This is a genomic window from Streptomyces hygroscopicus subsp. hygroscopicus, assembly GCF_001553455.1.
Taxonomy (GTDB): Bacteria; Actinomycetota; Actinomycetes; order Streptomycetales; family Streptomycetaceae; genus Streptomyces; species Streptomyces hygroscopicus.
The window spans coordinates 1-20,964 of record NZ_BBOX01000149.1; the positions used below are offsets into that span (position 1 = coordinate 1).

15 protein-coding genes, 3 tRNA genes and 3 CRISPR repeat arrays (1 of these 21 only partly in view) are annotated in these 20,964 nt (G+C 70.2%); of the genes, 7 read left to right on the plus strand and 11 right to left on the minus strand.

Annotation, left to right across the window (positions count from 1 at the left end):
- Together dnaG and AXW62_RS16975 are read left to right on the plus strand one after the other, a co-directional pair.
- On the plus strand, positions 1 to 543 hold a 543-nt coding region (gene dnaG / locus AXW62_RS16970; RefSeq protein WP_502688776.1), incomplete at its 5' end, for a DNA primase.
- Between the two features lie 924 nt (positions 544 to 1,467).
- Positions 1,468 to 2,709, plus strand: a complete 1,242-nt coding sequence (locus tag AXW62_RS16975) for an RNA polymerase sigma factor (RefSeq protein WP_060945269.1) — start codon at positions 1,468 to 1,470, stop codon at positions 2,707 to 2,709.
- 240 nt (positions 2,710 to 2,949) lie between these two features.
- Here AXW62_RS16975 and AXW62_RS16980 read toward each other — a convergent pair whose 3' ends face one another.
- Entirely contained in the window at positions 2,950 to 4,596 is a 1,647-nt protein-coding gene (locus AXW62_RS16980; protein WP_079115657.1) for an FGGY family carbohydrate kinase, read from the minus strand.
- A gap of 25 nt (positions 4,597 to 4,621) precedes the next feature.
- On the minus strand, positions 4,622 to 4,891 hold the full coding sequence (locus AXW62_RS16985) for a hypothetical protein (protein ID WP_030826224.1): 270 nt from the start codon (positions 4,889 to 4,891) through the stop codon (positions 4,622 to 4,624).
- A gap of 254 nt (positions 4,892 to 5,145) precedes the next feature.
- On the opposite strand from AXW62_RS16985, the gene AXW62_RS16990 reads away from it, so the two are divergent.
- From AXW62_RS16990 to AXW62_RS17000, 3 genes are all read left to right on the plus strand, one after another.
- Positions 5,146 to 5,218 (plus strand) — tRNA-Asn (locus tag AXW62_RS16990).
- Positions 5,219 to 5,223: 5 nt separating this feature from the next.
- Positions 5,224 to 5,296: transfer RNA gene (locus AXW62_RS16995), tRNA-Asn, on the plus strand.
- Positions 5,297 to 5,470: 174 nt separating this feature from the next.
- Positions 5,471 to 5,544: transfer RNA gene (locus AXW62_RS17000), tRNA-Ile, on the plus strand.
- 137 nt (positions 5,545 to 5,681) lie between these two features.
- Here the strand turns inward: AXW62_RS17000 and AXW62_RS17005 are convergent.
- Positions 5,682 to 6,686: a cytochrome P450 family protein gene (locus tag AXW62_RS17005; RefSeq protein WP_306305060.1), complete on the minus strand. Its 1,005-nt coding sequence runs from the start codon at positions 6,684 to 6,686 to the stop codon at positions 5,682 to 5,684.
- Positions 6,687 to 7,050: 364 nt separating this feature from the next.
- Between AXW62_RS17005 and AXW62_RS17010 the strand changes: the two genes are divergently transcribed.
- Together AXW62_RS17010 and AXW62_RS17015 are read left to right on the plus strand one after the other, a co-directional pair.
- Complete coding sequence (locus AXW62_RS17010) at positions 7,051 to 7,596, plus strand: hypothetical protein (protein ID WP_060945270.1); 546 nt, start codon at positions 7,051 to 7,053, stop codon at positions 7,594 to 7,596.
- A gap of 260 nt (positions 7,597 to 7,856) precedes the next feature.
- On the plus strand, positions 7,857 to 8,267 hold the full coding sequence (locus tag AXW62_RS17015) for a DUF488 family protein (protein ID WP_060945271.1): 411 nt from the start codon (positions 7,857 to 7,859) through the stop codon (positions 8,265 to 8,267).
- A 422-nt stretch (positions 8,268 to 8,689) separates the two neighbouring features.
- Positions 8,690 to 8,963: direct repeats of the CRISPR family, unit length 29 nt; unit sequence CGGAACACCCCCGCGTCGGCGGGGAGGAC.
- 94 nt (positions 8,964 to 9,057) lie between these two features.
- Positions 9,058 to 9,635: direct repeats of the CRISPR family, unit length 29 nt; unit sequence CGGAACACCCCCGCGTCGGCGGGGAGGAC.
- 17 nt (positions 9,636 to 9,652) lie between these two features.
- Here AXW62_RS17015 and cas2e read toward each other — a convergent pair.
- From cas2e to AXW62_RS17055, 8 genes are all read right to left on the minus strand, one after another.
- The gene (gene cas2e / locus AXW62_RS17020; protein WP_060945272.1) at positions 9,653 to 9,970 is read right to left on the minus strand and encodes a type I-E CRISPR-associated endoribonuclease Cas2e; all 318 of its coding nucleotides are present in this window, start codon (positions 9,968 to 9,970) and stop codon (positions 9,653 to 9,655) included.
- Positions 9,970 to 10,926, minus strand: a complete 957-nt coding sequence (gene cas1e, locus AXW62_RS17025) for a type I-E CRISPR-associated endonuclease Cas1e (RefSeq protein ID WP_060945273.1) — start codon at positions 10,924 to 10,926, stop codon at positions 9,970 to 9,972. Before cas1e ends, cas2e begins: the two co-directional genes overlap by 1 nt.
- Positions 10,927 to 10,982: 56 nt before the next feature.
- Complete coding sequence (cas6e, locus tag AXW62_RS17030) at positions 10,983 to 11,633, minus strand: type I-E CRISPR-associated protein Cas6/Cse3/CasE (RefSeq protein WP_060945274.1); 651 nt, start codon at positions 11,631 to 11,633, stop codon at positions 10,983 to 10,985.
- Positions 11,630 to 12,391 (minus strand): type I-E CRISPR-associated protein Cas5/CasD, encoded by a 762-nt coding sequence (gene cas5e / locus AXW62_RS17035; protein ID WP_060945275.1) that lies wholly within the window; start codon positions 12,389 to 12,391, stop codon positions 11,630 to 11,632. The genes cas6e and cas5e overlap by 4 nt, the downstream gene beginning before the upstream one ends.
- Positions 12,388 to 13,569 (minus strand): type I-E CRISPR-associated protein Cas7/Cse4/CasC, encoded by a 1,182-nt coding sequence (gene cas7e / locus AXW62_RS17040; RefSeq protein WP_060945276.1) that lies wholly within the window; start codon positions 13,567 to 13,569, stop codon positions 12,388 to 12,390. Before cas7e ends, cas5e begins: the two co-directional genes overlap by 4 nt.
- The gene (casB, locus tag AXW62_RS17045; RefSeq protein ID WP_107406305.1) at positions 13,566 to 14,171 is read right to left on the minus strand and encodes a type I-E CRISPR-associated protein Cse2/CasB; all 606 of its coding nucleotides are present in this window, start codon (positions 14,169 to 14,171) and stop codon (positions 13,566 to 13,568) included. The genes cas7e and casB overlap by 4 nt, the downstream gene beginning before the upstream one ends.
- Positions 14,172 to 14,259: 88 nt before the next feature.
- Positions 14,260 to 15,876, minus strand: coding sequence for a type I-E CRISPR-associated protein Cse1/CasA (gene casA, locus AXW62_RS17050; protein ID WP_060945277.1), 1,617 nt, complete (start codon positions 15,874 to 15,876; stop codon positions 14,260 to 14,262).
- 274 nt (positions 15,877 to 16,150) lie between these two features.
- Positions 16,151 to 18,982 carry a CRISPR-associated helicase/endonuclease Cas3 gene (locus AXW62_RS17055; RefSeq protein WP_060945278.1) on the minus strand — a complete coding sequence of 944 codons (2,832 nt, stop codon included), beginning with the start codon at positions 18,980 to 18,982 and terminating at the stop codon, positions 16,151 to 16,153.
- A gap of 250 nt (positions 18,983 to 19,232) precedes the next feature.
- A CRISPR array of direct repeats spans positions 19,233 to 20,964; the repeat unit is 29 nt; unit sequence GTCCTCCCCGCCGACGCGGGGGTGTTCCG (it continues 2,269 nt past the right edge of the window).

A 20,964-nucleotide genomic window follows, 5' to 3' on the forward strand; every position in this document is an offset into this window, starting at 1 on the left:
GGCCAACAGGGCGGTCCGGGCGGCCCCGGCCCCGGCGGCGCGCCGTCGGCCCCGCGCGGGCCCGCGCTGAATCTGCGCAGCCCCGCCCACCGCGTCGAGCGCGAACTGCTCAAGCTCGCCCTCCAGCGCCCCGAGCTGGTCGCCCCGGCCTTCGACGCCTACGGCATCGACGAGTTCACCGCCCCGCCGTACGCGGCGGTGCGCCGCGCCATCGAGGACGCGGGCGGTGTGACCGCCGCCGACGCCGACTATCTCGCCCGGGTCCGGGAGGCGGCGCCCGACGACACGGTCCGGGCGATGGTCACCGAACTCGCCGTCGAGCCGCCGCACACCCGCCGCGACCCGGACGAGGCGTACGCGGGCGTGCAGCTGGTGGCCGTACGGCTGGCCGCGGTGAACCAGCGCGTGACCGAGGTGCGGGGCACCCTCCAGCGCCTGGGGCCACACGCGGACCCGGCCCACCTCGCCGCCGTGCAGAACGAGCTGTGGGTGCTCCAGCAGTACGGCCAGTCCCTCCGGGACCGGGGCGCGGCGGCGCTGTAGGGGGAGCGCGGGCGCGGCGGGCGGAGCCGAAGGCGGTCAGGCCATGAGGGCCGCGAGGCAGTGAGGGCCGTGGGGGACCGGCCAGGGCCGCGGGACAGCCGGAGCCGTTGAGACCGGCCAGGGCAGTCGGGACCGACCAGGGCCGCGAGGACAGTCAGGGCAGTCGGGACCGGCCAGGGCTGTGAGGGACAGGCCCTGTGAATCGCCGGGCAGTCCGGACCCGTGGGGCCAGGGCTGTGAGGGAAGCCAGGGCGGTTCCGGCGCCGGGCCGTGGGGGAGGGGCCCGTGAACCTGCCGGGCAGTCCGGACCCGTGGGGCCAGGGCCGCGCGGGCAGCCAGGGCTGTTCCGGTCAGGCCGTGGGGGCAGGGGCCCTGTGAATCCGCCGGGCAGTCCGGACTCGTGGGGCCAGGGCGTGAAGGCAGTCAGGGCAGTCGGGACTGGCCAGGCCGTGGGGGACAGGCCCTGTGAATCCGCCGGGCAGTCCGGACCCGTGGGGCCATGAGGGCCGCGAGGCAGCCAGGGCAGTCGGACCCGGCCAGGGCCGCGAGGACAGCCAGGACCATTGAGACTGGCCAGGGCAGGCCGTGAGGGCCGGATGAGGGCCGGGTGAGGGCCGGTGAGCGGTTCCGGCCAGCCCGTTCGGGTCCCGGCGGGCGCTCCGGAGGGGAGGCTGTAGCCGCCGGGTAGTCGTACGGTCACGGCCCGCTGAGCAAAAAGTGCCCGCACGCCCCTCGTGGCAGGCCTGTGTCGTACTCCACACTGGGGGCGGTGCCTGAGTCCTCGGAGCGCGGCGGTGGTGGCCGGGTAGGGCCGGAATCCCCCGCAGATCCGCTCATGACGTACGGGACGGACGGCGGCGCGGCCGCCGTGCCGTACCCGATCGTTCTGCCCCCTCAGCAGCGATCACCCTGGAGGTCGCCCCCGTGCAGACCCAGACCCTCACCGACGCGGCCCCCGCGGCGCCGCACCCCCTGTCGCCCCACCCGCCCGGCGCCGCGCCGGTGACGTCGGCCGTGCTCGAGGACCCGGTGGCCCTCACCCCGGAGGACTCGCCGGACGACGGTCCGGACGCCGCGCAGGACCCCACGGCCGACCTGGTACCCGACCCTGCGTCCGGCCCCGCACCCGGCAGAGGCCCCGAAGCGGAACCCGTCGAGTCCGTAGAGCCCGCCGAGTCCGTCGAGCGCATGGAGCCCATCGAGTCCGTCGATCCCATTGAGCCCGTCGAGCCGCCTGCCCGCGCCGAGACCAGCGGCCCCTCCGCCGACCTCTTCCGCCAGTACCTCCGCGAGATCGGCCGGATACCGCTGCTCTCCGCGGCCGAGGAGGTCGAGCTGGCCCGCCGGGTCGAGGCGGGCCTCTTCGCCGAGGAGAAACTCGGCACCGCTTCCGACCTCGACACCCAACTCGCCCTGGACCTGGACCGGTTGGTGGTCCTGGGCCGGATGGCCAAGCGTCGGCTGATCGAGGCCAACCTGCGTCTGGTGGTCTCCGTCGCCAAGCGCTACATCGGCCGTGGGCTGACCATGCTCGACCTGGTCCAGGAGGGCAATCTCGGGCTGATCCGCGCGGTGGAGAAGTTCGACTACGCCCGCGGATACAAGTTCTCGACGTACGCGACCTGGTGGATCCGCCAGGCCATGTCCCGCGCCCTGGCCGACCAGGCCCGCACGATCCGGGTCCCGGTGCATGTCGTCGAGCTGATCAACCGGGTGGTCCGGGTCCAGCGCCGGATGCTCCAGGAGCGCGGCTACGAACCCACCCCGGAGGAGGTCGCCGCCCATCTCGACCTCTCCCCGGAGCGGGTGAGCGAGGTGCTGCGGCTGGCCCAGGAGCCGGTGTCCCTCCACGCGCCGGTGGGCGAGGAGGACGATGTCGCCCTCGGCGACCTCATCGAGGACGGCGACGCCGCCTCACCGGTGGAGTCCGCGGCCTTCCTGCTGCTCCGCGAACATCTGGAGGCCGTGCTGTCGACGCTCGGCGAACGCGAACGCAAGGTGGTGCAGCTGCGGTACGGACTGGCCGACGGCCGCGCCCGCACGCTGGAGGAGATCGGCCGGATCTTCGGGGTGACGCGGGAACGGATCCGCCAGATCGAGTCCAAGACGCTCAACAAGCTCCGCGACCACGCCTTCGCCGATCAGCTCCGCGGCTATCTGGACTAGCGGCTGCCTGGACCAGCGGCTGTGCGGACTGCGCAGACCGGCGGCCGCGCGGACGGGGCGGACCAGCGGCCATGCGGACTGGGCGGACCAGCGGCTGTGCGGACCGCGAACCAACGGCTGTCCGGACCAACGTGCCGCCCCCACCCCCGCAGGCCGGGCCGACCCTCCGCCCCGCCCCGCTGCCTCAGAGGGACCTCGACCTCGACCTCCTCCGGACCTCCTCAGTACCGCCTCCGGGCCTCACACGGCCTCGTACCCACCGGCCACGAGCCCACCAGCCTCCCCGTACCCTCCGGGGTTCACCGAGCCGCCGCCCTCGTACCCACCGGCGCCACCGGCGGGCACCTGGCTTCCCACCCCGTACCCACCGGCGCCACCGGCGGCCTCCTGGCCTCCCGGCTCGACGGTCCCGGACCCGACGGTCCCGGACTCGAAGGCGCCGGACTCGACCGTCCCGGACTCGAAGGCGCCGGGGTGGGTCTGCTCCCGCACCGCCACGTACTGCTGCCGCACCGCCTGCCCCACCGGCAGGTCGTCGCCCGGTTCGAAGACCTGGCTCGCCGCGGCCGGCCAGCGCGGCGGTTCGTGCGGCGACTGGGTGCCGTGCGAGACGCCCAGCGCCCACGCGGCCTGGCGGGCGGCGCCCAGGGCGGCGTAGTCGGCGGGCTGGGGCACCACGACTTGCGCGCCCAGCAGCGCGGGCGCGATCGCGCGGACCGCCTGAAGATCGGCCGCGGGCCCGAGCAGGAAGACGCGCCGCACCTGGACACCGCGTCCGCGCAGTACGTCCAGCGCGTCCGCGAGCCCGCACAGCATCCCCTCGAACGCGGCCCGCGCCAGATGCTCGGGCTTCATCGACTCGCGCCGCAGCCCGGTCAGCGTGCCCGCCGTATGCGGCAGGTGCGGGGTCCGCTCGCCCTCCAGGTACGGCAGCAGCACCAGCCCGTACGACCCTGGGGTGGACTTCATCGCGAGCGCGGAGAGCCCCTCGAGATCGGTGCCGAGCAGTTCCGCCGTACCGCGCAGCGTCCGTACCGCGTTGAGCGTGTGCACCACCGGCAGGTGCATCCCGGTGGCGTCCGCGTACGACAGGATCGTGCCGGTCGGATCGGCCAGCGCCTCATGGTGGATGGAGAAGACCGAGCCGGAGGCGCCCAGCGAGATCACCGCGTCGCCGAGCCCGACCCCCAGCCCGAAGGCGGCGGCCATGGTCTCGCCCGTCCCGGCGGAGATCAGCAGCCCTTCGGGGGTGTGCCCGGCGGCGTCGGCCGGGCCGATGACCTCCGGCAGCCGCACCTGGTGCCCGAGGGCCAGCTCGACCAGGTCGGGGCGCCAGGAGCCGGCCGCCGCCGACCAGTAGCCGCTGCTGGAGGCCGTACCGCGGTCGGTCGTACGCCGCACCGGCCGTCCCAACAGCTGCCACACCAGCCAGTCGTGCGGCTGCATCAACTCGGCCACGCGGTGCGCCGCCTCCGGCTCGTTCCGCGCCAGCCAGCGCAGCTTGGCCACCGGCTGCGAGGCGGTCGGCACGGCGCCGACCGCCTGGGCCCACGCGGTGCGGCCGCCGAGCGCCTCGGCGAGGTCGGCGGCCGCGGACTGCGCACGCTTGTCGTTGCCCATCAGCGCGGGGCGCACCAGCACCCCGCCCGCGTCCAGCGCCAGCAGCCCGTGCTGCTGCGCCGAGACGCCGATGGCCTGGACCCCTTCGAGCAGCCCGCCCTCGGCGGCCTCGCCGAGGGACATCAGCCACGCCTGCGGATCCACATCGCCGCTGCCGCCGACCGGATGCGGGGCGTACCCCTGTTTGATCACGGCACCCGTATCGGTGTCACAGACGACGATTCGTGTGCTGTCGGACGAACTGTCCAACCCGGCGACTATCCCCATGGATCAGATCATGCCACCGCCGCCGTCAGGTGTTGCTGGTGCCCCAGTCGTCCTCCGTCGCCGTGCGGCCCTCGCGCTGCCCGATCTTCTCGCGCAGCGGCCGCACCTTGTCCAGCGCCTTCGCGGCGGCCTGCCGGCCTCCCAGCGCGGCCGATTCGGCGGTATTGCGGACGGCCGGGTTCCGTGCGAGCTTCTGCGCACCCGCGCGCAGCTGCTCGTACCGCTCCCGGCCGGCTCGCGTGCCCAGTACGTAACCCACAGCCAACCCGGTGATGAACGTCAGCCGGTAGCGCATCGACCTGCCCTTCTCGCTGTCCTTCACGTCTGGACCCCGGGGTCGTGCCGCACGCCTACCCGCCCGCGCGGCAGATCACCCACGATCACGTAGAAGATCATCCCTTGATCGGCCGAGGAACGCCCGACGCCCGAGGGGGACGCGGCGATACCGATTGGCGGAGCACCCCCCTGCTTGCGCTAATGTATGTGTCGCAGCGAGCGCACGCCGTCCGGGAGCCCCGGACGGGGTCGCGGTCGCGGCACACGGAGCAATCCCCTGTAGCTCAATTGGCAGAGCAGCCGGCTGTTAACCGGCAGGTTACTGGTTCGAGTCCAGTCGGGGGAGCTCGGTCCCCTGTAGCTCAATTGGCAGAGCATTCGGCTGTTAACCGGAGGGTTACTGGTTCGAGTCCAGTCGGGGGAGCAGGGAGGAGGACCCCTTGAGGGGTCCTTTTTCATTTCCGGACCCCCGCGGGCGTGATCTACGTCATGATCGAAGCCGTGGAGGCGCTCAGCGCCGGTCCTCCGAAGCAGCAGATCGTATGAGCGGCTATGCTGCGGCAGACGGCGCACGCAGATGTGTACGACGCGCCGTTACGGGGCGGTAGCTCAGCCGGTTAGAGCAGCGGACTCATAATCCGTCGGCCGTGGGTTCGAGTCCCACCCGCCCCACCGGCACACTACGCGGGCAGAACCATCCTGACCTGCGCAGACGCGAGAACGGGAGCCGCCGCGCCGACGCGGGGACTCCCGTTCATCCGTTCAGGGCAAGATGGCGGAAGTGGAACCTTCTCCAGGGGACAGTGCCGTCACCGCAGGGTGATGGGGACCGCCTCGAGAGCACGTGAGCGGAACGAGACGCGCCACGGGAGCTGCTCAGGGGGAACGGCGAGATCCAGCCGGGGGAACCGGCGGAGCAGCGTGTGGAGGGCGATCTGGATCTCCATGCGGGCCAGCGGTGCACCAAGGCAGTAGTGCATTCCCTGGCCGAGGGCCAGATGTGCCTTGTCCTGGCGGTGGATGTCGAACTCGTCCGGGGAGGGGTATCGCGCAGGATCCCTGTGGGCAGAGGCCAGGCAGAGCATGACGGTGTCCCCCGCGGGGATCTGTGTGCCGCCGATCTCTATGGGTTCGGTGGGGAAGCGCCGGATGGCCATCTGATTGGGGTGCGCGTACCGCAGCAGCTCCTCGACGGCTTCGGACAGCAGGCTGGGATCAGCGCGTAGCTCTGCGACCTGGTCCGGGTGCTGCAAGAGGGTGACCAGGCCGGCACTGATCAGATGCTGGGTGTTCTCGCTCCCGGCCATGAGGAGCAAGAAGGCGAGCGAGACGAGTTCGTCTTCGGTGAGCTGGTCGCCTTCGTCTCGGACAGCGATGAGTGCGGAGAGCATGTCGTCGCCGAGGGCCCTTCGCCGGGTGGCGACGAGGTCCAGGAGGAAGGCGTGGATGTTCTCCACGGCGTCTTTGATCTGGCGGGGGCTTTCGGGTGTGAGCATATTGCTCACCCATGTGGAGAAGCGGCGCCGGTCGGCCTCGGGCACGGCGAGCAGGTCGCCGATCACCCTGAGCGGTAAGGGGAGGGAGAAGGCGGAGACGAGGTCTCCGCCCCCTTGGCCGGCCAGATCATCTGCGAGGCGGTCGACCGCGGCCTGGACGCTTCCCCGCATACCCTCGACCCGGCGCGCGGTGAACGCTTTAGACACCAGGCGGCGCAGGCGCTGATGATCTTCCGGATCGATGTTGAGGAGGTTGGCGTCCAGGGCCGGCGGGAGGGAGAAGCCCTTGTACCCGGTCCCGGAGTGCGCTTTGTTCACTGACAACCGTGTATCAGTGAGCCCGGCACGTACGTCCTCTTCCCGGAGCACGAGCCAGATCGGTGAGCCGTCCGGGAGCGCGACCCGGTGTACGGCGCTTTCCTCACGAAGCTGTGCGTACCGCGGATAGGGGTTGTCGAGGAAGGCGGCGTCGAAGGGCTGGGGGAGGTGTCCTGCCGGGAGAAGGGGTATCACGTGGGCTCCTGCGTGGTCGGGCGGCTGTGCAGTGTACGGATGAGGACGGCCGTGACGGTGGGGAATCGTTGATGGCGCGGGCGACCTTGCGCTGGAACAGGATCTCGGCAGCGAGGCCCTGCGGTTCGGCTACAAGGGGGGAACCCGGGGATCCGGTCGGTCGAATTCCATGGTCCTTCGCCTGCAGACGTCCCTGACCGGCGAGCAGACCCCCGACGCCGAGAGGCAGGAGACTCGCAAGGCCCAGAAGGCGAAGGCCAAGGATGGACTCGGCAAGGCCGAGGAGGTCCTGCTGCCCCTTCTGGAGGAGCTGGCCGAGAAGAAGCCGGAGGACCTGGCCGTCATTCTCGGCGACGACCTCACCCGTCAGGTGAAGGTCATCGGCAAGCTCTACAGCCGGGTCCAGCTGGTCCGCAACCTGCTGAGCAAGGCCCAGGGCATCCAGCGTGCGATGGAGGCGGACTTCAACCGCAAGGCGCTGGAGGTCCAGAAGGAGGCTAAGGAGGCCGAGGAGGCGAAGGCCAAGGCCGTCGAGGAGGCCGAGGGCAGGGCGGCCAGCACCAAGAAGACCGACGCCAAGCCTGTTGCCAAGAAGGCGACAACGAAGCCCAAGGCTCGCCCGGCCGCGACCACCACCCCCCGGAAGGTGGCCGCGCAGAAGACGTCGGAGGTCAAGCCGGTGGCCGAGGAGCCGGAGGCGACACCGGCGCAGTGAGGAGGTGAGAGGCGCGGCAGTGGCGGCGCCTTTTCCCCGCACGACGAAGGGCGTGGTCGGAGTTATCCGGCCACGCCCTCTGTGTGTGCTCCTCCCCTTGTGTGGGTGCTGGTCAGTCGAGCCGAGTCCGTAGGGCCCTGTGGACTCGGCGTCGGGCTGGCCCATACGGCCCTGAGCGGGTGGCACCTGAGACCCGGGCCGTTGGCGTAGGCGTCCGCAGGCCCAACCGTTGAGCAGTACGTACGAAAGGAAGCAGCTGCGTGCTCACCCTGTTCACTAACCGCTATCAGGCGTACCAGCCCCCGCAGGGAGTGCCGGTGCGTATCACGCTGGGGGCTCCCCGTTCCCGGCTCGCCTATCAGCTCAGGCACGTAGTGCGGGAACTGGCGCCTCGGAAGGAGTATTTCTCCAAGCCTCTGCCGGAGTTCACTTCGGCCTACCGCGCGGACCTGGACCGTCTCGGAGCGACATGGATCGCGGCGCGGCTGCAGGAGATAGCCGAGACGGAGAAGGAACACAGGCTGGTCCTGCTCTGCTTTGAGGACCTGACGGACCCGGCGCAGTGGTGTCACCGCCGTATCTTCGCTAAGTGGTGGAAGGACGTCACGGGCGACGAAGTCCGCGAGCTGGGCCGGCTGGCAGACCACTATGAGCAGGGCACGTTGCTGTAAGGACGCGGCCGTCTGCAGTCCTCTCGCGGCACCGCAGCGCCCGGTCGTGCATTCGCTCGGCCGGGCGCTGCGGCTTGCGCATGTCCTTGCGGGCGATTCGCGCTCCGATGCGTTCGCTGTGACCCTTTTCGCAGGTCGGGTCGGTTACGCGCCTTGTCGGCGTGCAGGGCTTGAAGTGTCGTCCGGCATGGGGGTGATCGTCCACCATCGGTTTCAGGCTGCTGTGTGCGACGTCTGCGACCTGATGGGCCGTCGCCTCGGACCCGGACGGCCTTCAACTGTGACGGGAGTTGCGAAGGGCGGAGAACCTCTCACCTCGGTGGGGAATACTCCACCAAGGCGACCACCACCAACTACCTGGCCGGGCCACCCCCGCGTCGGCGCAAGGACCACGACGGAATGTGCTTCACCGTCCCCGGTACCGGAACACCCCCGCGACGGCGGGGAGGACCCGAGAGGCGTCCATCAGACCGTTGATCTGTCCGGAACACCCCCGCGTCGGCGGGAAGGACCGCAGGCGACTGGTGTCGTCGCGGTCGTCCCACGGAACACCCTCGCGTCGGCGGGGAGGACGGAGTCGGGGTCTGCCGCTTCGCCCATCCGGTCGGAACACCCCTGCGTCGGCGGGGAGGACGCCTCGTGCGGGACGGTGTTCAGCGAGAACGACGGAACACCCCCGCGTCGGCGGGGAGGACCCGAGAAAGCGGTTCAGGTCCTCCATCAGCTCCGGAACACCCCCGCGCGTCGGCGGGGAGGACGGGTTGGTGGTGACGGTGCGGAACCTGATCGCCGGCACACCCCCGCGTCGGCGGGGATGACGGATGATCCAGCAAGGCGATGGCGCAGGCGTGCGGAACACCCCCGCGTCGGCGGGGAGGACGCCGACGACGCCGAGCCCGGCGAGACCGTCACCGGAACACCCCCGCGTCGGCGGGGAGGACCGCCGCCACCCGGCCAGGTCGAAGTCAGAGAACGGAACACCCCCGCGTCGGCGGGGAGGACGGATTGCACGGCGGCACCCCCTTGACCAACCCCGGAACACCCCCGCGTCGGCGGGGAGGACTCCAACCACGCCTCCACCAAAGCCAAGCAGGACGGAACACCCCCGCGTCGGCGGGGAGGACCCGGTTCAGGGCAGAGCAGGAACCGTGGCCATCGGAACACCCCCGCGTCGGCGGGGAGGACCAGCGTCCCACGCTGAGGGCGACGGACCCCGGCGGAACACCCCCGCGTCGGCGGGGAGGACCTAGCCCACCTGTTCACGGCCGGGACGATCGTGGGAACACCCCCGCGTCGGCGGGGAGGACCCGGGCAACGCCGCATACCCGTCCTCGCAGATCGGAACACCCCCGCGTCGGCGGGGAGGACTCTTCCTGACCTGCACTTTAAGAGGGGCTTTGCATTTCTTTGACTTTTGGTGGTGCGGTCATGCGGATCAGGGTGAGCCCGTCGAAGTCCTCGGGGACGCGGCGGCGGGTGCCTGCGGTCCGGATGGTGTAGCCCTGTTCGGTGGGGGCCGGGTGGACGAGGACGGCTGCGCCGTTGCCGACGGTTTGGGTGACGGCTTGCCAGAGTTCGTCGCGGACGCGGGCGGAGACGCTGCCGACGAAGATGCCGGGGACGACCTCGCTGGTCCAGCGGCTGAGGGCGCCTCGGAGGTGGTCGGGGACGGCGGTGGTGGCGATCACCAGCATGGAAGCCATCAGGCGCCTCCGGCTGCGTAGTTGACGCCTGCGGGCAGGACGCCGGCTTTGGGGTCCCAGAGGTGGACCATCTGGGTGTCGCGTCGTTCGGACCGTTCCTCCTCGTCGCCCTCCCACGCCTCGGCGTTGACGGCGTTGGTGCCGGGGGTCAGCAGGTTCTGCACGTCGCGGACGATGCGTGGCAGGAGCCGCAATAGGCGGAGGTCTTCGCGGAAACGGCGGCGGGCTTCCTGTTCGGGGTTGGTGGAGTTGTGGAGGGCGAAGGCGATGGGGAGTGTGGTCTCGGCTTTGTAGAGGTCGGCGATGTCGTAGACGAATGCGTGCTGGGTGCCGGCGTGGACGAATCCGAGGGCCGGGGAGAGGCCGAGGGCGAGCAGGGCTGCGTGGACGATGCCGTAGAGGCAGGTGTTGGCGGCGGACAGGGCCAGGTTGACGGGGTCCTGGGAGTCCCATTGGTCGGGGCGGTAGTTGCGGCGGAAGCGGCCGATGCCGTGCTGTTCCGCGAGGATCTTGTAGAAGGCTTTCATGCGTTGGCCTTCCATGCCGCGCACCTGCTCCAGGGTGATGTTCTGGGGGAGGTCGGCGTCCTTGAAGCGCCTCTTGTACATGCGGATGGCGATGTCGAGACGTTTTGCGGGGTCGGACCAGCAGGTGACCTGTTGCTCGAGCCAGTGGGTGGTGAGGGAGTCGGGGAGGATTCCGGCGTAGGCGCGTACGCCTCCGGCGCCGACGCAGACGACGCTGGTTCCGTGCCGGGCCAGGGTGGTCAGCGCGGGCGTGGTGATGGAGACGCCGGGCCCGAGCAGGAGGCAGGAGAGGGCTGCGGTAGGTACGTAGACGAGGTCGGTGCGCTGGGGGTCGACCTGAATCTGGGCGCAGACTCCGGTGTCGTCCTGGACGACGCGGACCATGTCCAGGTAGAGGAAGGACAGGGAGTCGGCGACTCTGGGCAGCATGGCGAGGGTGGGGGAGGCGAGGCGTCGGCGCGCGTCGCCTCCCCTTTTCGGTGCGCTCATGCGGCGGTGGCGGGGGCCAGGCTGAGGAGTCCGGCACCGTAGGGTTTTCCGCGTCCGATGCCGTTCAGCACGGCGTCGCGCAGAGCGTCGGGGTCGGTGATGGTGGCTGTTCCGTCGTAGCGGATGAGGCTGTGCCTCATCCTGGGGGTGTTCTGTCCTCGGGGGCGGACCGGCTGCATGGCGGTGGGCGTCAGGACGTGTGGCTGCAGGCCGGCGTCGGTGGCGCGGCGCAGCCACCACTGGTCGGCGTCCGCGCCGGACAGGGGCACGATGCGGCCGCGTTTTCCTTTGTCCTCCAGGGAGAGCCGTTCGCGTTTGGCGGGGTTGAGGACGATGCGGTAGCGCACGGCCAGTCCTTTGCGCAGCGCGGTCAGCATCGGTGCCAGGCTCTTGGTCTCGGCCTGCCCGTATCCGCTGGGCAGGAGGGAGGGAGCGAGCTGGGCGGCCTGGACCAGGAGGGTGCTGGAGGTGTCGGTCTCGTCCAGGCGGTAGAGGACGCCTGCCCGCTGGCGCGGGGAGCCGCCGAGGCCGTCTGGGACCATCCGCATCACCGTTTTGTGCATCTGGGTGGCGTCGCGCAGGTCCCTCTGCACCTCGCGGCTGTAGGGGTTGAGGCGGATCCGGGCGATCACCGGGTGGTCGTTCATGCGCTTTCCTCGGCGTGGGCGTAGTCGATCAGGCGCGTGAGCAGGGTGTGCTGAGGGCCCGCCAGGTCTCGGCGCACCGGCTCCACGGTGCGATAAAGGCGACGGCCGATGTGAGTACGTCCTTCCTGGGCGAAGCTCACCGGGACGTCGTTGATGTCGATGACATCGGCCGCCGCGCCGGGGGGCGGCTGTTCGTGGAGGAACTCCACCGCGATGGTGTCGCCTTCCTCCTGGCGCGACGAGGTGCGGCTGAGGGGGACCGCGGTGCGCAGTTCCCTCTCCGGGTCGTCGATGTGGCTGCGCAGGAGGAACGGCTCGTCCGGTACGCAGGAGCGGCGGCCGAGGTAGGGCGCCCAGTGAGGGCGGCGCAGCGCCTGGGCGAGCTGTTCGACCGTGTCGTCGGGTGCTGTGACGGCGACGACGAACACCGCGTCTGCGAGGTAGTGGCGGCGGGTGACGACGGCCGCGCCCTTGTTGCCGCCACCGCTGGTGGCGGCGGTGCGGGCCTTGGGGAAGCCGCCGCCGACCGTGTGGTAATCCACCAGCCGCACGCCGGGACGGTCCACCCGCACCGTGAGCCGCACGTCCTGGTATTGGTCCAGGCCACCGTCGCCGCGGCCGATTCCCTGGGCGGCGGCGAACATCCCGATCAGCCCCGAACGGGTCGGGAAGGCGGCGGTGTCCCGCACCGGGGTGAACACCGACCGCTCACCCCAGGACTGCAGGGGCCCGGCCAGCCGCAGCAGCAGTCCGCTCACTGCTGCCCCTCCGCTTCCGTGCCGGAGGCGGGGAAGGCGGCGTCCACGGCGGCCTCGACGAGCTGGTGGTAGGAGGCGTGCGCCTGGCCGAGGCCGGTGAACTCCTCCTCGGGGTCGATGACGGCGTGTCCGTGGAAGCGCCGGTTGTGCTCGCCGGCCAGGCGGTTGATGTTGCGGGCGTAGGCGTCCAGCGCGGTGCGGGACGGCCGGGAGAAACCGCCCTGGTCCGAGGCGACCGGGGTCTCGAAGGCCGCGGCCAGGGACAGCGGCCGGTATGCGCGCACCGCGAGGTAGGCGAGGTCGGGGAGGGTGTGCGGGGCGGTGCTGTTCTTCTTGGCCTGCGGCAGGGACAGCAGGAAGTGCTCGGCGAAGGAGGCGAGCACGGTCCGGGCGGCCTTGGCATCACCCTCGAGGTTCTTCAGCAGGTCGGTGATGTTGACGGTCGCGTACCGGTAGAACACCCCGGCGCTGAACTCTGCGGTGTCGAGGTGGCCGCTGCCGGTCTCGGCTTCACCGAGCCAGTCGTCAACCGCGGTGAAGTAGTCGCGCTGCGGCTCGGCCGCGTGGGTGGTGAAAGCGTGTGCGACCTGAGCGGCGCCGTCCACGTTGGCATCGGGGAGTTCGGCGAGCATGCGGCCCAGCAGGCCGATGGAGGCGGTGCGCCGCTTGAGGATGGCCTCGATCCGGTCCGGGGGCAGCAGTTGGCCAGGGCCCTCCTTGCCCTTGCCCTTGGCCTTGGTCTTTTCCTTGGCCATCTCCTGAGCCTCCAAGCCCTTCTCCAGAGCCTGCCGGTGCTCGGTGCACACCATGACGAGTTCCTCGATGGCGGCTTCGGGCAGGAACAGCAGTACCGAGGTGTGGCCGGCCTTCTCCGTGCCGATGCCCTTCTTTCCGGCACTCGCCGCGACCTGGGATCCGGCGAACGCCGCCAGCTCTGCCGGCCAGCCCGCCTTCTGCAGGGCCTGCTGCACCTTCACGGGCACCATACGGGTGCGGGCGGCCTTCTCCCCGAGGTCCTGCTCGACGCCGTGCCTGATGACCCGCTTCCAGGACTGGCTTGAGACCCGGATCCGCAGCGCGTCGCCGTAGCGGACCTGCTTGGGCGAGCCAAGATCATCACGGTTGAGGTTGGCGACCGGCACCGACTGCAGGGCGCTCAGGTCCAGGTAAAGGGTCATCGCTTGTTCTCCTCGGGAAGATCGGTGATGAGGCCGGGCTCACCGGTGTCGGTGCGGAAGTAGCTGTCGAGCCAGCGGGTGGCGATGCGGTCGCGGTCGCGGTTCCACCAGGACAGGTTCTCGAGCAGCACGGCCCAGTCGACCGTGATGCCGCCGCCGGTGAGCTGCGCGAGCAAGGCGGGCAGGCTCCGGTGGACGGCGTCACTGCTCTGCCGGGACATCAGGTGCAGGGCACCCTCCGCCGTGTTCGGCTTGAAGACGCCCTTGGCGACGGCCAGGCCGAGTGAGGCCCCCAGGTTGGGGCGCTGATGCCAGGCGGTGGCGCCGGCGTCCTCGGGGTTGTCCTGGCGGGCACTGCGCGGGCGCGCCGCGATCAGTGACGCCACGCCGTAGTAGGCCCGCCGCACATCGCCGTAACCGCGGTCGTCGTTGTCACGGAGCCACGGAACCAGATAGCGGTGCATGTAGTTGCACCGCTCGACCGGCAGGCCCAGACCTCTGCGCAACTCGGCCCGTTGCCTGTTGTCCCGGCACAGACGGTGGACATAGGAAACGAATGTGTCGTACGTGGGCGGAGCGGGGGCCGCCACCGAATCTGTCATGAGAAATCCCTGGTCAGGGGCATGGTGAGTGGGCTGAAGGCGCCGACCACACGGCCGGCGTGAAGAAGGGAGCCGGTGAGCGAGAACGTCAGCCGGCCGAGGCGGGCTTGGGGCCGAGCAGCGCGAGGAGAAGCGAGCGGGCCCGGTGACGGGCGCGCGCCACCCGGATGTCCGCCCGGTTCGCCGGGCCGATCGTCTCGTCAAGCGCGGTCATCGCCGCGTGGACGAACGGCTTGACGACCTGATCGGCGCACCGCTCCGGCTTGGCCAGCTGCCAGAACTCCTCTTCGGCCGTGGGCCAGTACCGGGTGAGCGCGGCGGATGCCCACGGGCCGGGCTTGCGCGCATCGAGTTTGATCTTCGCCTTGGGCGAGAGGTCGACGGCGGTATCCGTGGCGATCTTCCAGGCAACCTTCGCAGCCCAGTCCAGCCGGTCGGCGACCTGCTCGGCCGAGGCGTGGCAGCGCCTGATGTGGTGTGCCATATCCGCGTCGTTCTCCTCCAGCCACCGCAGGACCGGCGGAGTCGTCGAGCGGAACCAGACGCTGTCCTTCTGCTGGCCGTCCTGGTCGAAGCCGTAGGCGCGCACCCGCAGAACAGGCAGCAGTGTCCGCGGCAGTCCTTGCAAGGACGGCGGCCGCTGGGTGTCCTGTCGGCTGTCCTTCAGCAGCAGCGCATCCAAATCCCGCCACAGAGCCCGGGCTCCGTCTGCCTCCCGGGGCTGGAACTCCCCGTCCTTCCTGCGGTCCAGGATCTGGAAGGGATCCCGCACCTGCCGGGGCGGCTCGTGCGTGGACCACGTGAGGTAGGCGTCGGTCACCGACCGGCCATCCGGCGACGGCACCAGCAGAACGGCATGACGGAACCGGCCAGTCAGCATCCTGCCCGGCCACGTGATCGGCGGGAGCGGCTGCAACGGGGCGCCGAGGTCATCCTCCTCCCACGGGCAGGTGTCATCGGACTCCCAGTCCACCTCGGCCTGTGGGCTCGGCACCGCCAGTACCAGAGTGGTGAACAGGTCCGGCGCCCAAGCGAAGTACGACACGGTCTTCCGCAGCGGCGCCGCATCCCCGCTGCCCGTCCGCACACTGGTGATCCGCCGCGGCGTGCACTGCCCGGACGGGCCGAAATACAGCTGCGCGATCAGATGCCAGGCAGCCTCCGCGGCCGGAACCGGCTCGGGAGCCGTGTCGGTGAAATGTCCGAACAGCACCGCCCCGTTGATGCCCGTCGGACGGCCCATCACCAGTTTGTTCACGCCGGACGGATTCGGACCGCCCTTGGCGTCCACGCACTCCGCACGCAGCCTCGGGTCCTGCAGGAAAGGCCGCGCGGAGTCGAACAGGTCGAACCGGCCCGACGGCACCCTCTTGTCGAAGTACTCGTCCACCGCATCCGGATCGAAGCAGCCGGCCTTGAGGACCCGCAGACGTAATGCCAGCCAGTCATCGATGTCCTCGGTGACATCGGTGTCCTCGGCGTCATCAGTGCCATCGAGTCGTACTCCGCCGTCCGTGGCGATCCTGGCCGCCATGACGGCCAGGATGCGCATCAGACCGGCCGCCGCCGGCGGCACCGGCAACTCCAAGTCCGCGATCTCGTGGGCGCGCTTGAACAACGCCCGTAACCCAAAACGCGCCGACTCCCCGGTCAGCAGACGGACCGGAACCCAGGGCTCATCCCTCAGGTCGAACCCCCCAGCCATGACATCCCCCCTTCAAGAAAAGGATCTTCACGACGCATGCACGGCAAAGCCCCCAACTGACCGCTCGGGCGTCGCAACAGCATTCAAACAGGCACCACCGACAATCGTGGCCCATCTCGGAAATCGCACCACTTCGCGGGCATATGCCTGCGAACTTCGGGGGCGGGCATGCCTTCCCCGCTGATGTCGGGGCGTACCGGTCGAGAGGCACGGGTCACGTTGTGGCCCGGCGTCTTCCCCACCGATGTGGGGGTGTTTCGCCGGGCCACGTTCGTCAACCGCGAACCAGGCCAAGGTTCTCGTCGAGGCGCAGGGTCTTGTCACCGACTCGCACTGCCTGGGCGGTTCCTGCCTGCACCGGCTGATAAAGGACGCGGAGGTCCCCCAGCATCGAATGTTCCGTCCATGATCCCGGCGGACTCATGCTGTCCCCGTCCGGGCCGTGAAGCCAGTCGGCACGCACGGGAATCGTGCGACGCATCACCTTGCGCACGGCCGCGGCCGGCACACGATCCCCTTCAGAGGCCGATGGCAGCGGCTCCTCGCCCTCCGGGTCGAGTGTCACGCGCCCGTCCTCCTGGACGTAGGCACACAACAGGCGGACCGAGTCGGCGCCGAGCCGGGTGGACAGTTCCCACTCGTCCTCTTCGCCCTCCAGGCTGTGCAGATCGGCAAGCTGGGCAACCAGGCGCGCACGGACGATGGCCCGCAGGCCGGCCATGCTCCGTTCGGCCGTCTCCTTGCCCTTGTGGGCCACCCACGCCTTCCCCTCGGGGTTGTCCCAGCGGAACTGCTCGCCGTCGCCGTGGACAGCCTCCACGAGTGCTTGCACATCGTCCGGGACGGAAATGGTCCCGTCCTCCAGTTCCGCAAGCTGCCGGGAGGTGGCACCGAGCAGAAACTCGGAGTACACCTCCCCCCACTGCACCGGCACCGTCCCGCCACCGGTCATCGGGTCGAGCACGACCAGACGCGGCTCATCGGCCCACGCCGGGCGCCCACTCCCCTCGGGATATCCGTAGCGGGCCCAGTGATTCTCGTGCCGCCAGCACCGGCCGGCCCGCTGCAACAGCAGGGACAACGGCGCGAGGTCACTGATCACAATGTCGGCGTCCAGGTCGAGCGACTGCTCGACAACCTGCGTAGCAACGACAATCCGTCGCCGTGGCCTCGGGCCCTTGCGCCCCAGGCCGTCGGTGACGTCACGGGTACGCTCCTCGCGCACATCCCCCGGGAAGCGAGCGTGGAGCAGCTGCACACTCCCTCCCTCGGCATGGAAGCGCCGGTCGAACTTTCTGCACAGCCGCCGGTACGTCTCCTGTGCGTCGCCGACCGTGTTGCACACCACCAGGGCTGTGCCGCCGTCCCCCTCGGCCACCGGCTGTACCAGCCGCTCGATCACCGCCATCCGGTTCCGAGCCCCTCCCTGGGAGCCGTGCACCACCGGTTCCACCGTGACGGCCAGCCTCATGCTCCGGGCGCGGGCCTGCTCCTGCCGTTGAGCCTCCGACATCTGCGTGCACCGGCCACTTTCACCGTCCACGTACAGCCAGCCGGGGTACGGGGCCGGAAACACCCGCTTGCGCAACGCCTTCGCCGAGTGACCCGCGCCCCGCAGATACTCCTTGACCAACCGGTCGCTCACCGAAGCCGGCAAGGTCGCCGACAACAGCACCACCGGCACCCCGTACGCTCCGAGCCAGTTCAGCAACCGGCCCAACAGCACCTGCATGTACGGGTCGTAGGCGTGTGCCTCGTCCACGATGAACGTCTTGCCCGACAACGCCAGCAGACGCAGCGCGTTGTGCCGCACCGGCAGAACCGCCATGAGCGCCTGGTCGACGGTGCCGACCGCGAACTGTGCCAGCAGCGGCCGCTTGGACCCGCGCAGCCACCGCTGCGGCCGCATGTCCGCCTCCCTCCGGCGCTGCCCGGCCGCAGCCTCATCGCCGTCGCAGGTCACCACCGCCTCACTCGCAAGGTCCTCATCGGCGTAGGCACTGTTGAGCCAGGCCATACTGTGGACCAGCGTCAGCCCAGCGTCCTGCCCCGACTGATTCAGCAGAGTCTGGGTGATCCGACCGTGCATCTGATCGCTCGTGGCCATCGTCGGCAGCAGAAACGCATACCCCCGCGTCCCGAACCTCTGTGACAGGACCCGTTCGGCCTCTAGCGCCGTCTCACTCTTCCCGTCCCCCGGCGCCGCGGTCACCAGCAGGATGCCACCACGCCTTCCCGCCCCGACTGCCGTCGGCAACTCGTCCATGACCGATTGCTGTAGCGGGTTCGGCTCTCCGATGATGCCGTACGCCTCGGCGAACTCCTTGCGCTCCAACGGCACCGGAACCAGCCCGGCATCCCGAAGAAGTTGGGGAGCGTCCGCCTGTGAACGCCGGAAATGCTCGGCCAGCGACGGCTCGAGTTCGCGCTGGCGTCGCCTCAGATAGGTCTCCTGGCTCACCAGCCAGTCGGCAAGAATCACCACACCAGTCACCAGTACCGCGGTCGGAGCCTTGAACGACTCCGGCGCCACCGGGGACCCCAACACCTCATGCACCGCGACGGCATGCGCGACACGCTGCCGACTCCACGCGTCCCCGCCGAGGAAAGCCGAGTTGATGCTATTTTCGGCTTGGTGGAAACGGCCGTGATGGCCACCGATGATCTCGGCTATCCGCTGAGTGACCTTCTGCTCCTCGTCCTCCTTGAAACCCAGCGCCTTCAGCACGTCTGCCGCAGCCGCCATACCAGCGACATCGTGGCCGACACGATCCGCACCCATCATCCCGCTGTCCGCACGCAATTCCGCACTCAGGTGCTGGACCCCATGCCGTGAACAGAACTGGAACCCCGAAAGCTTGCCGATGTCGTGCAGCCCGGCACACAGCCCGACCAGAGCCCGGGCACGCTCCAGCTCGCCCCCCAGCCCCATCCCCTCGGCAATCCGGACCCGCTGGTTCTCCGACAGATAGACGTCCCACAGATGCAACGCCATCGCCGCCGCATCAAGGAGATGCCTCACCAGCGGATACGGAGGCCGCTCCGGATCCAGGCCCCGCGACTTCCCCCACGCAGACTCATCCAGCGCATCTTGCCTGCGCATCATGGCGTTTCCTCCCACTTCGACACTGGCTCGCGTCCCGCCACACGGCGGGAGGTGGCTCCGCCGACTGATCCAAGCACCCACCACTGACACCTTGGCCCGACTGCTGTCATCCGACGGCCTTGCCACCGAGTGCCGCTTTTCCCGGGCGTGCCTTGGATAAAGTGGGCATCGTGCAGCCCCTGGAGCGTTTCACCTCATCCGACGTGGCAAAGAACAAGCAAAGTCGTTTCTAAGTCGCAGGTCAGAAAGGGTCCTCCCCGCCGACGCGGGGGTGTTCCTCTGGAGCGCGCCGTGCGGCTTGATGCGGAATCGTCCTCCCCGCCGACGCGGGGGTGTTCCGGCCATGGATGTACTGCGAAACGACGGGGCAGTGTCCTCCCCGCCGACGCGGGGGTGTTCCGATCGCAATCGTGGGTTATTTGTTGTGCGTTTCGTCCTCCCCGCCGACGCGGGGGTGTTCCGCTGCTGGGGCGGGCGTGCTTGAGGGCCTGGCCGTCCTCCCCGCCGACGCGGGGGTGTTCCGAATCATGACCGGTCCCCCTTGTGAGGCGTGTAGTCCTCCCCGCCGACGCGGGGGTGTTCCGCCGACGAGCAGCAGCACGGTCACCACCCCGAGGTCCTCCCCGCCGACGCGGGGGTGTTCCGGATCAGCCGGAGCTCCGGTGCGGCGCCGGGGGGGTCCTCCCCGCCGACGCGGGGGTGTTCCACCACGTCCAGCACCCCAGGGCCCGCAGTTCCCGTCCTCCCCGCCGACGCGGGGGTGTTCCGCCGATCCACGGGGGTTTGCTGGTGCCGTCGGCGTCCTCCCCGCCGACGCGGGGGTGTTCCGTCGGAGATCACTCCCGAGGTCATGTCCATCACGTCCTCCCCGCCGACGCGGGGGTGTTCCGGCCAGCAGCAGCGATGCCTTGCTGTCGGTGCGGTCCTCCCCGCCGACGCGGGGGTGTTCCGGGCACTATGGCGGAGAGTAGATGTCGCCATAGGTCCTCCCCGCCGACGCGGGGGTGTTCCGACCACGGTGAGGCTCACGTGGGGGGCTGTTGCGTCCTCCCCGCCGACGCGGGGGTGTTCCGCCCTTCCCGTCCGGCGCCCCGCTCCGGTACGGGTCCTCCCCGCCGACGCGGGGGTGTTCCGGTGGACGGTTTCGCTGCGATGCAGTTGGCGGAGTCCTCCCCGCCGACGCGGGGGTGTTCCGTTCCGGACCCAGCCGTCCCGCTGCAGGAGGTCGTCCTCCCCGCCGACGCGGGGGTGTTCCGCAGGGCGTCCAGGCAGTAGGGGCCCCAGCCGAGTCCTCCCCGCCGACGCGGGGGTGTTCCGCTCGGCGCCGGTGGCCTTCACGAGGGCCATGAGTCCTCCCCGCCGACGCGGGGGTGTTCCGGCGTGCGGCGTCATCCGCAACATCAAGGTCAGGTCCTCCCCGCCGACGCGGGGGTGTTCCGGCCGTGCTCGCCGAGCGCCAGGTCCTCATCCTGTCCTCCCCGCCGACGCGGGGGTGTTCCGCGCTGGCACCCGGGCACGCCGTACCTGCCGGGGTCCTCCCCGCCGACGCGGGGGTGTTCCGCTGGTGCGCTATCGCCTCGTCGCGGGTGGCGTGTCCTCCCCGCCGACGCGGGGGTGTTCCAACGGGGGCGGCCCCGGGCGGGGTGCTGCGAACGTTCTCCCCGCCGACGCGGGGGTGTTCCGCAGCCGACCTCTGATCACCGCACGACCGAGGGGTCCTCCCCGCCGACGCGGGGGTGTTCCGGATCACACCTACGCCGTCTCCAGCCGCGACGAGTCCTCCCCGCCGACGCGGGGGTGTTCCGCGGTACGCCGTGCGGAGATCGTCACCCGCTCGGTCCTCCCCGCCGACGCGGGGGTGTTCCGACGTTGACCAGGGTACGGGCGGTGCTTTTCACGTCCTCCCCGCCGACGCGGGGGTGTTCCGGCCGGGTCCCACCCGGTCCAGCTTCACCTGACGTCCTCCCCGCCGACGCGGGGGT